Origin of the sequence: Chloracidobacterium thermophilum B (genome assembly GCF_000226295.1) — a bacterium.
GTDB classification, from domain to species: Bacteria; Acidobacteriota; Blastocatellia; order Chloracidobacteriales; family Chloracidobacteriaceae; genus Chloracidobacterium; species Chloracidobacterium thermophilum.
In genome coordinates, this window is sequence record NC_016024.1 from 2,461,724 (window position 1) to 2,474,666 (window position 12,943).

At 63.5% G+C, this 12,943-nt stretch carries 11 protein-coding genes; 8 read left to right on the plus strand and 3 right to left on the minus strand.

All coding sequences use genetic code 11. The annotated features are described in order from the left end of the window. Window positions 1-22: 22 nt before the first annotated feature. Window positions 23-1,546, minus strand: coding sequence for an ABC1 kinase family protein (locus CABTHER_RS15965; protein WP_014100557.1), 1,524 nt, complete (start codon window positions 1,544-1,546; stop codon window positions 23-25). 214 nt (window positions 1,547-1,760) lie between these two features. Here CABTHER_RS15965 and CABTHER_RS10185 point away from each other — a divergent pair, with 214 nt between their 5' ends. The 5 genes from CABTHER_RS10185 to CABTHER_RS10205 all read left to right on the plus strand — a co-directional run bounded on the left by CABTHER_RS10185 (window position 1,761) and on the right by CABTHER_RS10205 (window position 7,507). Further along, the gene (locus CABTHER_RS10185; RefSeq protein WP_148264027.1) at window positions 1,761-3,068 is read left to right on the plus strand and encodes a Glu/Leu/Phe/Val family dehydrogenase; all 1,308 of its coding nucleotides are present in this window, start codon (window positions 1,761-1,763) and stop codon (window positions 3,066-3,068) included. Further along, on the plus strand, window positions 3,061-3,672 hold the full coding sequence (locus CABTHER_RS10190; RefSeq protein ID WP_014100560.1) for a class I SAM-dependent methyltransferase: 612 nt from the start codon (window positions 3,061-3,063) through the stop codon (window positions 3,670-3,672). The genes CABTHER_RS10185 and CABTHER_RS10190 overlap by 8 nt, the downstream gene beginning before the upstream one ends. Next, window positions 3,669-4,754, plus strand: a complete 1,086-nt coding sequence (lpxD, locus tag CABTHER_RS10195; RefSeq protein WP_014100561.1) for a UDP-3-O-(3-hydroxymyristoyl)glucosamine N-acyltransferase — start codon at window positions 3,669-3,671, stop codon at window positions 4,752-4,754. Before CABTHER_RS10190 ends, lpxD begins: the two co-directional genes overlap by 4 nt. A 6-nt stretch (window positions 4,755-4,760) precedes the next feature. Continuing rightward, window positions 4,761-5,345 carry a hypothetical protein gene (locus tag CABTHER_RS15970; RefSeq protein WP_228374050.1) on the plus strand — a complete coding sequence of 195 codons (585 nt, stop codon included), beginning with the start codon at window positions 4,761-4,763 and terminating at the stop codon, window positions 5,343-5,345. A gap of 1,148 nt (window positions 5,346-6,493) precedes the next feature. Beyond that, a complete protein-coding gene (locus CABTHER_RS10205; RefSeq protein WP_014100563.1) occupies window positions 6,494-7,507 on the plus strand; it encodes a ComEC/Rec2 family competence protein in 1,014 nt (337 codons plus the stop codon). A gap of 12 nt (window positions 7,508-7,519) precedes the next feature. Here CABTHER_RS10205 and CABTHER_RS10210 read toward each other — a convergent pair whose 3' ends face one another. After that, window positions 7,520-9,409 carry a tetratricopeptide repeat protein gene (locus tag CABTHER_RS10210; RefSeq protein ID WP_014100564.1) on the minus strand — a complete coding sequence of 630 codons (1,890 nt, stop codon included), beginning with the start codon at window positions 9,407-9,409 and terminating at the stop codon, window positions 7,520-7,522. A gap of 134 nt (window positions 9,410-9,543) precedes the next feature. Here CABTHER_RS10210 and CABTHER_RS10215 point away from each other — a divergent pair, with 134 nt between their 5' ends. After that, window positions 9,544-9,789 (plus strand): hypothetical protein, encoded by a 246-nt coding sequence (locus CABTHER_RS10215; protein WP_014100565.1) that lies wholly within the window; start codon window positions 9,544-9,546, stop codon window positions 9,787-9,789. On the opposite strand, the gene CABTHER_RS10220 is transcribed toward CABTHER_RS10215, so the two are convergent. Further along, window positions 9,766-11,331, minus strand: a complete 1,566-nt coding sequence (locus CABTHER_RS10220; RefSeq protein ID WP_014100566.1) for an MBL fold metallo-hydrolase — start codon at window positions 11,329-11,331, stop codon at window positions 9,766-9,768. The two genes, CABTHER_RS10215 and CABTHER_RS10220, sit on opposite strands and share 24 nt — an antisense overlap. Here CABTHER_RS10220 and CABTHER_RS10225 point away from each other — a divergent pair. Continuing rightward, window positions 11,330-12,316: an energy transducer TonB gene (locus tag CABTHER_RS10225; RefSeq protein ID WP_041569203.1), complete on the plus strand. Its 987-nt coding sequence runs from the start codon at window positions 11,330-11,332 to the stop codon at window positions 12,314-12,316. The genes CABTHER_RS10220 and CABTHER_RS10225 overlap by 2 nt on opposite strands. Next, window positions 12,306-12,782 (plus strand): IS200/IS605 family transposase, encoded by a 477-nt coding sequence (gene tnpA, locus CABTHER_RS10230; RefSeq protein WP_014100568.1) that lies wholly within the window; start codon window positions 12,306-12,308, stop codon window positions 12,780-12,782. Before CABTHER_RS10225 ends, tnpA begins: the two co-directional genes overlap by 11 nt. Window positions 12,783-12,943: the final 161 nt, after the last annotated feature.

The window sequence follows — 12,943 nt, forward strand, 5'->3', positions numbered from 1 at the left end:
ACGGTTTTTCCTGAGTTTTCTGTCACCCATCCTGGGCCCGGGGCGCTGTTGTCCCGTTGCTTACCGGCGACAGCTCTGGTCTGCGTTCGGCTGTTCCAACTTCCGGCGCAGCCATACTGTCAAGACGCTCGGCCACCGGCGCCAGCCACGCCTGCACGCTCTGGAACAACCGTCGCACGGGGCTTTCCGCCGGGCGCAGACGCGCACCATTGGCCACCAACCGCATTGATGCAGCCTGTGCCGCATCGCCTGCCGGACGTCTTTCTGCACGCCGGGCAGCAACACCACTCACCAGGTCTTCAAGCGCCGCCTGTATCCCGGCCCCGCCGTCGGCAATGACATTCCAGCCCGGCTGATAGTAGGACGCCACGCCTTCGAGCATCTGGATCAGGCGAAAGGCATAGGCCAGGTCTTCCGGCAGCAGAAACCGCACCCGGCTGCGTTCGACGGCCTCGCCGACGGCAGCAATACGGTTTTTGGTATTCGATTGCAGGACGTTGATCTGACCAATCTCGGCAATGGCAGCCCGGGCCTGGTCACGCGGCGTGTCAGGTGCGACGAGACCCAGCCGGTAAAATCCTTCCACGACTTCATCGGTGTGGCCGCGCAGCGCCGCGCGCACCAGATCGGTCAGCGCCTGCCGGGTTTCCACCCGAAGCGTCTGCACCATGCCAAAGTCGAGCAACGCCAGGCGTCCGTCCGGCAGCACCAGAAAGTTCCCCGGATGCGGATCGGCATGGTAGTAGCCCTCACACAGAATCATGTAAGCATACAGGTGCACCAGACGGTCGAGCAGACGCCGGGGCTGGCGGACAATCCGCCGCACGGCCTCCACATCGGCAATCCGGCAGCCATCCACAAACTCCAGCGCCAGCACCCGCGGCGTACACAGTTCGTCAATTGTCTCCGGCACGACGACATCGGGAAACGGCGCCAGTATTTCCCGCAAACGGATGGCATGCCGGCGCTCGGCGGCAAAGTCAGCCTCTTCCCGAAACCCGGCTTCAAAGCGTCCCACAACGGTCAGGATGTCTTCCCAGATGGGCGTTCCCGACACCCGGCGCAATGCGCCCGCCATCCGCCGGATCAGCTCGAAATCGGTTTCCAGCAACTGGAGCGTGTCCGGTTTGAGAAACTTGACGACGATTTCACGCCCACGCCACTGCGCCCGGTGAACCTGCCCGATGCTGGCCGTTGCCAGCGGTTCCGGGTCAAAACGCTCGAACAGTTCCGACAGCACGCGCCCGTACTCACGTTCGAGAAAGGGTTTCACCAGGTGGATGGGCACCGGGCGGACAGCATCCTGAAGCCGGGCCAGTTCAGCGGCGTACGGCGGCGGCAGGGTGTCCGTACGGACGCCGACGACCTGCCCCACCTTGATGAACACAATGCCCAACTGCTCCAGCGCCTCACGTAACCGGCGCGCCGCGCGGGCTTGGCGTGCCGCGCGGGATCCAAGGGGCAGGAAACTCACCAGCCAGGCGAGAAAAAAGGGCAGCAGAACCCGGAAAATGGTGACGAAACGACGAAACAGGTGTGTTGACATACCACGGATGCACTCCGGCGCGACGCAGCCCCGGAACCTCATCGGCAAGCTTCAGCCGGGGGATAGACCAACTACTGATCACAGCCTAGCCCATGACGCCGGAAATTGACGCTGCCGGAAGCCGTCCGGCCAAAAAACGAATGAAATTCGTCACCAGCCCGGTGTAAAAACCTGTTTACGGTGTCACTTCCCACTTCACCAAGGACTTACGTTTATGAGCAACCCCCTCCTGTCCCTCTCCTCGCATTCACTTCCTGATCTTGACTCGCAACCGGACGGGAAATCGCGCATGACGCGCGTCGTGAGCATGTATTTCAACCGGGCGGCCGACATCCTGAACCTGGACCCCAACTACCGGCTCATTTTGGGTCTGCCCGGCCGGGAACTGGCCGTCAACCTGCCGGTCGAGATGGATTCGGGAGAAATCCAGATTTTCCCCGGCTACCGCGTGCAGCATCACGTCGCCATGGGGCCGATGCACGGCGGATTGCGCTACCGTCCTGACCTGACCCTCGATGACCTGCGCGCTCTGGCGCTCTGGGCCACCCTCACCTCCGCCGTTGCTGATGTGCCCTTTGGCGGCTCGATGGGGGGCATCATTTGTGATCCCAACCAACTCTCCATTCACGAACTCGAACGTCTGACCCGCCGGTATGTCGTTGAAATCCTCGACATCATCGGCACCGAACGGGACATCCTGGCACCGGATTTCAGTACCGATCAGCAGGTCATGGCATGGATTATGGACACCTACTCGATGCATGCGCGCCAGACCGTTACGGCCATCGTTACCGGCAAACCACTCGAACTGGGCGGCTCGCACGGCTCGCACGAATCCGTCGGCTACGGCGTCTGGTGTCTGCTTGATGCCACATTCAAGCACCTGGGCAACAAACCGGCCCAACCACGGGTTGCCATCCAGGGAGCCGGACGCCGTGGCGGTTCGGCTGCCAAGCTGCTTCACCAGGCCGGCTACAAGGTCATTGCAATTACTGATTCCGGCGGCGGTGTCTATCATCCCGACGGCCTCGATGTCCCGGATGTGCTGGAATACTTCGCCCACAACGGCTCACTGGCCGGTTACACCGAAGCCGACACCCTCACTGACGAAGAACTGCTCACCATCGACTGCGATGTGCTCGTCCCGGCCTACCTGCAAAACCAGATCACGGCCAAAAACGCCTACAAACTCCGCTGCCGTATCCTGTGCGAAGCCGCGTACGGGGCCAGCACGGTCGAGGCCAGCCAAATCCTTGACGACTCGGACATTTACGTTATCCCGGCGATTATGGGCGAATCCGGCGGCACCATCGTGCGGTACTTCGAGTGGGTGCAGAACCGGATTGGCTTCCGCTGGCGGCGGCACGTCGTCCTGGAGCGTCTCCGCGACAAAGTCACGGCGATGTACCACAATGTCGTCAAGGCGGCCGAGACCTACGGCGTGAACCTGCGGGATGCCAGCTATCTCGTGGGTGTTCAGCACATGGGACGCGACCTGGCACTGCGCGGCATCTATGCCTGATGTCCTCGCCCAGTGGATGGCGCGGCTGGCGGGCCAGCGCGTCCTGGACATTGGCTGCGGACGCAACAAAACCCCCGGCGCGCTGGGGATGGATGCCAACCCCCACGCGGACGCCGATCTGGTTCACAACCTCGATGACGTGCCCTACCCATTTCCCGAACACGCCTTCGATGCCGTCATCGGGCGGCACGTCATCGAGCACGTTCAATCACCGCTGGCGGTCATCATTGAACTGCACCGCATCGTGCGTCCCGGCGGCTGGGTTCTGCTCGTGGCCCCCCACTGGACGAATCCCGACTTTGCCACCGATCTGACCCACCGCAACCATCTCAACAGTTATTCCTTTCGCAACCTGACCGTCGGGCAGGAAGTGTTTGACTTCTACGCCCCGGTGCGCTTTCGTCAGCGCCCGCCCTACGTTACGCTTCTGAACCTGTGGCGCGCCTGTGGACTGGAATGGCTCGTCAATCTGGATCGTCGCCATCCCCGCTGGCGTTTCCTGCGGCGTTTCTGGGAACAATATCTGAATGCCGTCGTCCGGGGAAAAGAAGTCTATTTTGAACTCGAAGTCGTCAAGCCGGATGGCACTCCACCTGCACCATGAACCACCTTCCATCTGCGCCCACTCTCCGTGACCTTGCGGCTGCCTTTGGCTACACGGTGGAAGGGACAGCCGATGCGGCCGAAATCGTTATCACGGGCGTGGCTGGCCTCGACGAAGCCGGGCCCACGGAGCTTACCTTTCTGTCGAACCCACGCTACGCGGCCAAAGCCCGGACGACGCGCGCGGCGGCGATCATCGTCAGTCAGGGTGTTGCCACGGAAGGGCTGCCCTGCCCGGTCGTCCGTGCACCGGACGCCTACCTGGCCTTTGCCCGCATGGCTGGCTGGTTTTACCGGCCGCCGCGGCCTTCGCCCGGCATTCATCCCACAGCGATCATTGCGCCCTCGGCGCGGCTAGGGGCGGAAGTATCTGTTGGACCCTATGTGGTTGTCGGTGAAAACGTCGTTCTGGGCGACCGGGTCCGGCTTTTCGCCCACACGGTCATTTATGACGGCGCCCGCATCGGCGACGACTCGGTGCTTCACGCCCACGTTGTCATCCGGGAACAGGTCGAACTTGGCTGCCGGGTTACTGTCCACAACCACGTCACCATTGGCTGTGATGGTTTCGGCTATGCCAAGCGCCCGGATGGAAGCTGGGAAAAAATCCCGCAGGCCGGGCGCGTCATCATTGAAGACGACGTGGAAATCGGCGCCGGTACACAGATTGACCGTCCCAGCGTGGGGGAAACCCGCATCCGGCGCGGCGCCAAGCTCGACAACCTCGTGCAGATTGGTCATGCCGTCGAAGTCGGGGAGGACACCCTGCTGTGCGCCCAGGTTGGGATTGCCGGCAGCGCCACGATTGGCTCACGGGTCATCCTCGCCGGGCAGGTTGGCGTCGCCGGCCACCTGACGATTGGCGACGGCGTTACGGCACTGGCCCAGAGCGGCATTCCGAACGATGTCCCGGCCGGGCAACAGGTCGCCGGCTATCCGGCAGTGGACCGCCGGCAATGGCTGCGCGTCTCGGCGGCCCAGGCGCGACTTCCTGACCTGCTCAAACATGTCCAGCATCTCGAAGCCCGCCTGAAGGCACTCGAACTGGCGGCGCGCGAAAAAGACCCTTCCCGGAAAGGATAGCCCATGATGACAGTCCATCGTTTCTGCTTCCAAAGATACGGCATTGCGTTGCTGGCGGCGCTTGTGCTGCTTGCGATGACACTGCCCGGCCGCGCTGCCGCACCGGTGGCCTTTACCAGCGCCTACACCGACCTCAACCTGCGCTGCCGTTACGACAACACAGGGGCTTCAGAAGGCAGTGACGCGCCGATGTACTGCACCGGTTATGGCAACTATCGCCTCCTGGTGAGTTTCAGCGCCTTCGCGGCCGATATTTTCGTCGAAGCGCGCAACCGGAGCTTTTCGCGTCTGCTTGCCGAGGGACAGGCCCCCGGCTACACCCGCGAAAAAGGGCGCAAAGCCGAGTGGCGACTGGCTGATGGCAAACCCTTTGCCGTGATTTTGCGGGCCTTTACGTACCGCACCGGCCCCGATGACGCGCCGGATTTTTCCCGCAAGGTTGGCGAACGGCTGGTCATCAAGGGGCTTGCGGGCTTCGAGCACATTGACTTCACCGTGGACACCCGTGCGACGCCCAACGCCAACCTCCGCGCCCGGCAGCTTGCCGATGACGGCTATTCTGCTGTTGGGAGAGCAGGTGTGTCGTGGTGAAACGAGCTTGGGAGCGCGGGCGTCCCGCCCGCGGGGAAGGTGGCCCGTCGCGGCGCGATAATGGGGATGTCAACCCAGCGGTGTGGGGTTGGGGACGTGGGATGATTCAATTCAACCGTCGCTACGCGACGGGGGCGCTCGGGGGCGACGTGATCCGTGGGTTGAAAACCCGTACCCCGGCGTTGAAACGCCGGGCTAAATTCAACCGTCGCTGACGCGACGCGGGAGGATCTCAACCCGGCGGTGTCGTGATTGCCCGCACATAACGATGTGGATTTTGGGATACCTACGCCGTAGGACGGAAACCCGTGGACGTGGGCCGTTGGTCGTGGGCTGCAACGCATTTCTGCCGCGTAGCGGCCACTGAATTTAGCCGTGGGTTTTAACCCACGGATCGTGGGTTCACCCACGATGGGTTTCAACCCACGGAATTTTTGCCGCGTCAGCGGCAACTGAATTTTGCCGTGGGTTTCAACCCACGGACCACGGTCGCCCACCAATCATTTTCCGTCGCGTCAGCGACGGTTGAATACAACCCTTGTGATGTGAACGGAATGGCCACCGGAAACACCCCTTGGGTTGATTCCACCCGCACGAATCCCCGACGGACGGCATTCATCCGTCGCTGACGCGACGGGGACGATTGGGTGGCACCGCGATCCGTGGGTTCAAACCCACGGCTAAATTCAGTTGCCGCTGACGCGGCAAAAATTCCGTGGGTTGAAACCCATCGTGGGTGAACCCACGATCCGTGGGTTCAAACCCACGGCTAAATTCAGTGGCCGCTACGCGGCAGAAATGCGTTGCAGCCCACGACCAACGGCCCACGTCCACGGGTTTCCGTCCTACGGCGTAGGTATCCCAAAATCCACATCGTTATGTGCGGGCAATCACGACACCGCCGGGTTGAGATCCTCCCGCGTCGCGTCAGCGACGATTGAATTTAGCCCGGCGTTTCAACGCCGGGGTATGGGTTTCAACCCACGGATCACGGTTGCCCACACACCCCCATGCGGGCGGGACGCCCGCACTCCCAGCCTCGTCGCGTAGCGACGGATGAACACCATTCGTTAGAGTTCAGGCAGGCAAAATGCCCACACCCCTGCCAGGGTGCGGGCGGGACGCCCGCGCTCCCTGGGGAAGCACCCATGCGTAAGGATCGCCGTTCATCATCTGCGCGCCGTGGATGGCAGGGTTGCCTGCTGGTTGTTGGCCTGCTCGGTCTGGCTGCGGCCTCACTCTGGCTGCTGTGGCATTTCCGTGACCGGCTCATTCCCGGACCGCCGCCGCTGGCCGGAAAACTGCTGCACATCCACGCCATTGACGTTGGCCAGGGCGACAGCTACCTCATCGTCACGCCAGAGAAGAAAACCATCCTCATTGATGCCGGGCCGGCCGAAGCCGGGTCAAAGGTGGTGGCATTTTTACGACAGCAGGGCATCGCCGAACTCGACCTCGTCATCGCCACCCACCCCCACGCCGACCACATCGGCGGCATGGGCTACGTTCTGGAAAGCTTCAAGGTCAAAAACTTCCTCGACAGCGGACAGGAACACACCACGCTGACCTACCGCCGCATGCTCGAAGCCGTCAAAAAGCACGTCGGACGACTCACGCTGGCCCAAGCCGGACAGAAGTTCAATCTCGACAACGGCATCACCCTCTCCGTGCTCGGGCCACGGCAACCCTGGCTGCAAAATGTTTCCGGCAGCGACCTCAATGCCAACTCCGTCGTCGTACGGCTTGACTACGGACAGTTTTCCATGCTCCTGACTGGCGACGCCGAAGACGAAACCGAAGACCGCCTCCTGACCGATGGTGCGCCGCTCCAGGTCACGGTGCTCAAGGTAGCCCACCATGGCTCCCGGCATTCCACCAGGGAGCGCTTCCTGCGCGCTGCCACACCCTCCGTAGCCATCATTTCCTGTGGCGCGACGAACCGCTACGGCCACCCCGCGCAGGCGACGCTTGACCGCCTGCGCCGTCTCGATGTTGCGCTCTACCGTACCGATCTGCACGGCGACATCACCCTGACCACCAACGGGCAGGAATACCGCATCACGCCCACCCGCCAGGTGGCCGCAAGCGAACTCTGGCGCGGCCGTCAACCTGATACGGCCAATGATTCCGGCGATGAAATGCCGCGCCGCCGCGCCGGGTGACACTCTATGTCGCTACGGCGTGCCTGCCGGCTGGAGCTTGTCGCGCGCCAGGCGCGCCGGAGCAAAGTCCGGGTCCAGGCGCAGTGCGGCCTCAAAATGGCGCTCCGCTTCGTCCGTCCGGCCCTGCCGGAGCAGTACGGATCCCAGGTTGAACCGGATCGTCGGCGTATCCACACCCAAATCCAGCGCCTCGCGCAAGATGGCTTCAGCTTCGGCTATCTGACCAAGGTTTACATAGGCGATAGCGCAGCTCGTCAGCGTCGGGGTATCCCGCGGCCCGTAGCGCCGCGCCTCGGCAATCTGTTCCAGGGCGTGGGCGGTGTCACCCTGCAGGGCAAGCGTCCGGGCATAAAGGGCGTGTACCAGCCCCCAGTCGGCGTCAGTCGGCACGACTTCCGGCGGTTTGGCAGCAACCATCTGACCCAACCTTGCATGGGCAGCTTCGATGCGTCCTTCACGCAGGTCGAGTTGTGCCAACCCCAGCAGCGCCAGAAAGAAGTTCGGCACGCGCGCCAGTGCCTGTTCATAGTAAGCACGCGCCTGTGCCGGGTCAGTCGTCTGCCAGGCGTGGGCCAGCGACGTGTAGGGCAATGGATGCTGCGGATCGGTTTCCAGAAAACGTGTGAACAGCCGCCAGTCGCTTTGCCAGTCGAGGTTGCGCCGACTCGTCCCGTAGGCATAACCGATGAACAACACCAGCGCCATGCCCACACTGACGCCGACCCGCCAGGCGGCTGCCGGCTGCTGGCTGGTCATTCCACCCAGTCTGACCAGCACCCAAGCGACGGCAATCGCATAAGCCACAGACGGCACATACAGCCAGCGTTCTCCAAGGGGCGTCCACAGTGGCGCAATGATGTTGCTCACCAGTGCCAGCGTGATGAACCAGAAGCCCACCGCAAAGGTCAGCAGCGGAAAACGTCGCACGGCCGCCACCGCCCCCACGACCAGACCAAGCGTGACCAATCCGCCAAGCCCTGTGCGCCAGCTCCAGACCGGTGTCAGCGCCAGATTGTGCGCGTCATACCAAGGCTTGAGGGGAAACCCCAGAAACACCAGCCGATACCATTCCAGGGAAACGCCTGCCATGGTGACGAGCCGTTCCCAAAGCGTTTGGGCATACATGGGATTGCCCGACAGCGCCCCGGTTGGCTGAAACCCCTGCTGGCTCACGAGTCGCAACCCGGCATAGGGGAGCCAAGGGATGGCCAGCCAGAAGAAAGGGCGCGTCGTGATCCACCATGCTGACCAGCCCGCGCGCCAGAGATGCCGCCGCACGCGCAAGACCTCTGCCAACCACAGCGCCGCCGGCAGCACGACCATGTTTTCCTTGGACAGCATCGCCGCCAGATAGGCCGCTGCCGCCAGGGCGCGCCACCGTCCGGCATGCTCTGCATTCCGGCGCGCCTGCACCCAGCTCCACCACATCAGCCCGCCAAAGCACATTCCCAGCAGCTCAGCCCGCCCGACGACATTCGCCACGGCTTCAGTGTGTACGGGATGCACGGCAAACACCAGCGCCGCCAGCAGCGCCAGCCAGGGAGCTGCGCGGTAGCACCGCAGCAGCCACCACACCCAGGCCGTGTTGGCGGCATGAAGGAGGAGGTTGGTCAGGTGATAGCCGACAGGATGCAGCCCCCACAGGGCATAGTCCACGGCCAGCGTGGTTGCCAACATGGGACGGTAATTGTTGCCGCCACTCTGCCGGTGCTCCCAGTAGCCGGTCAAAAACAGGCGTGGCACGTCAGCCAGCGACCGGATGGTAGGGTTGTTGACGATGATGGGCGTGTCGTCATACGTAAACCCATTGCCGAGGGTGTTGGCATAGACCAACCCCGCCAGCCCGACAGCCAGCAGCCACGGCCAATGCCGATGTGCGGCAAACTTCTGGATGTTCACCATGAAAACTGTCGGACAGCGCTGCGCCGAATGAATGCACAGATACGGATTGCTGTCCGCCCTTGGCACAAACTAGTCTTCACTTTTGTTTTCCGCTTTGGAATAAAGCGGACTGATTGAAGGAAAGAAGAAAAAAGATGAAGCCTGTCATCTGCACCTTCTGCAACTCTGAAATCTACACCTACGTCGGCCCCGAACCGGTCGAACTCAAGGCCGTTCACTTCAAGCCGACCCGTCCGGGTTGGGGCGCGCCCAAGCCGGGCGATCCACTGTATTGTCCAGTCTGCGGCAGCCGGTTCGTCGGCGTTTCCGTACAGAACAAGCAGCTTCGCATGGTGGTCAGCTCCGAGTATGCCGGTTCAGGCAACGTCGGCAAGCTGTAGGCGGCCCCCGGACTGCTGCACTTTCCCTTCGCGCGTCAGCTTCACGAGATGCGCCTGTACCGACCGCGCCGCCAGCGGGTGCAGCGCCGCCGGCGTGTCGGCATAGACCACGGCCACCAGATCGGCGACAGTCGTCGCCCCGGAACGCAAGGCTGCCAGAATGGACTCTTCCCGCTGCTGGCGATGGGCCAGGTAAGCCGCCAGAACTGCCTGCGGCTCGCCCAGCGCCGGCCCGTGACCGCCCGCAATGAGCTGCACCGGCAACGTCTGAAGCCGCCGCAGCGAAGCGAGGTATGCCGCCATATCGCCCTCATCGGGATCAATGAGCACGCTGCCCAGCCCCACCACCATGTCGCCGCTGAGCAGTGTGCCGGTCGTTTCCTCGAAAAAGCACAGATGGCCCGGCGCATGACCCGGCGTAAACACTGCGCGCAGCCGCCAGCCGGGCCAGCCCGGCGGCGTGGTGCTCCACCTTCCCATGGCCGGCGACGCCGGGATGAACTGCCCGTCGCCGTCGGCCAGCCACTGTGAAACCTGTACCTTGCCTTCCAGCAGCCGGGCAGTGATGGGATGGGCGGCAACCGGCACATTCCAGCGCCGGCTCAAGTGGGCGGCTCCTCCAACGTGATCGGGATGGTGATGGGTCAGCCAGATGGCCGTCACCCGCGCACCACATTGTTCGGCCAACCACGTCAGATGGGCATCGAGGCGTGCCTGCTCTTCGGGGTAGGGTGAAGCCGGATCAATGACGACCAGTTCCCGGTCGCCCACCAGGTAGCAGTTTGTATGCGTGGCCGGCGGCAGGGTCGGCGTACGAACCGGAAAGGTGACGATCCCCGGCGCCAGTTCGATAAAAGCTGGCGGCTCGCCATGAGCGGCAGGATGATCATGTAGCAACTCGCGCAGACGCTGGAAATCTTCCCGCCCGGCAAAACCTTCGGTCGTCCAGCGCAGCAGGCTGCGGACGCTGTGCAGGGTTGGCGGCACAAGCCGCACCGCGCCCTGCGCCCAGGCGGCCATGGCTTCCGCTGGCGTCACCCACTGTCCGTCCACCATTTCATCGGGCCAGAGTTCGGGTTCGTCCGCGCCGTCGAGCCGGCTGACGAAAAACGTGGTGTCGTAGCGGCGCGGGACACCCACCGGCGTCACCCATCGCCCGCCCGGGATGAGGCGGCGCGCGTCAATTTCGACGGCAAAGCGCGCACACACTTCGGCAAAGGTCAGGCGGCCGGCCATCAGGTCGGCGCGTACGGCCAGCCGCGTTTCGGGCGCAGTCAACCGGCTTTCGGCCAGCAGGATGCCCGCTTCCTCGAAGACCTCGCGCACCGCACATGCACACTGGGCGGCGTGTTCCGGGTCGGTGGCGTGGCGTACGGGTACCTGTTCGTCTTCCGGGTCGCGGCGACCACCCAGAAAGGCGTGGTAGCCGCCGAGAAAGGGCGCAGCCTGGGCGCGCCGGGCCCAGAAAAAGCGCCAGTCGCCGGTTTCGTTCCGGCGCAGTAGGATCACAGCCGATGCGTACTTGGGAACAACAGAAGTCATGGTGAATCAGAGGGCGCCGGTGTGGCCGCAACGTTCACAATACACGCTTGGGGCGCACCACGTCACGTATTGTTGGTTGTGGTTGTTGCTGGTTGGGCTGTGGGGAGGCTGCCTGTGGGCGCTGCCGGCCGGTGCCAGGCCGCTTCCGGCCGGGCTGTTTGTGTCGGATGAGCCGCTGACGGTGGCTGTTCTGCCGCCCGACATCGCCGACGACGTGGGCGGTGTTACGTCGGAAGGGCTGCTGGCGGCGCTGGAGCAGGCTTTGGCGCGGGAAGGGCTGGAAGTAGTGCCACGCGCACAGGTGTTTGCGGCAGTCCCAGCCGGCAGGCCGCTGGATTTCAACCCGACCTGTACGGCGGCGCAGGCGCTTGGGGCGCGGGTGGGCAGCGAAGGCTACGTGCTTGTGCGGCTGCGGCGGGGCGAACGCAGCCTTTCCGACCGGCAAACCATAGTGGGCGGGACGCTGCATCTGTTCGCGGTGGAAACCCGTACGGGGCAGCTTGTCGCCAGCGAGCATGTGGATTTCATCGAGGGAAAAGAAGGTTTTTTGCCAGCGGTGGCCGCGGGCATTGAGGCGGCGGCGCAGCGTTTTGCGTCCGACTGGCGGCGGGTGCGGGGACAGACGCCGGGGATGGGGTGTGCGGCGGGCGGGGATGGTGCCGACGAGGTGCTTGACTTGCGGGACGGGGTGTTGCCGCCCGGCGTGACCGCGCCGGTGCCACTGGTGCGGGCGCGCCCGGAGCCGACCGGACTGGCGCGGGCGGCGGGTGTCACGGCGACGGTAATGGTTGAAGTGTGTGTTGGCCGGGACGGGCAGGTGCGGGAGGTGGCAGTGGTGCGTTGGGCAGGGTACGGGCTGGAAGCGGCGGTGGAGAAGGCGTTGCGGGCGGTGCGCTTCCGGCCGGCCTTGCGGCAGGGGAAACCTGTCGCGGCGTGGTTTGTGGCCGCGTTCAACTTTCGGTCATCGCCTGCGGATGACCGGTAGTGTGGAGGGGGTTACGGCCAACACATACAGTTCGTTGTTCTACCACGTTGTTTTCAGCACAAAGCAGCGGACGAAGTTCATTCGGCCGGAAATTGAGCAGCGTGTTTGGGCTTACTTGGGGGGTGTGGCATCCCGGCAGGGGGCAAAGGCAGTACAGATTGGGGGTGTGGAGGATCATGTTCACGTGCTGCTGATGGCGCCGCCGACAGTTTCGCCAGCGGAGCTTGTCAGCCGGATCAAGGGGGATTCGTCGCGCTGGATACACGAGGTGTTTCCGGAGTTGCGGAACTTTGGTTGGCAGGACGGGTATGGAGTGTTTTCGGTGAGCAGGTCGAATGTGCCGCAGGTGGTGAAATACATTCAGAACCAGCGTGAGCATCACCGGGTGCGGACGTTTCAGGAGGAATATCTGTTGTTTTTGAAGAAGCACCAGGTGGCGTACGACGAGCGGTATCTGTGGGGGTGAGGAACAACCTGGGAGCGCGGGCGTCCCGCCCGCATAAATCCAACGGATGGCATTTCAACCGTCGCTGACGCGACGGGGGGGGTTGGGGGGCGTCTGCGATCCGTGGGTTGAAACCCATACCCCGGCGTTGAAACGCCGGGCTAAATTCAACCGTCGCTGAC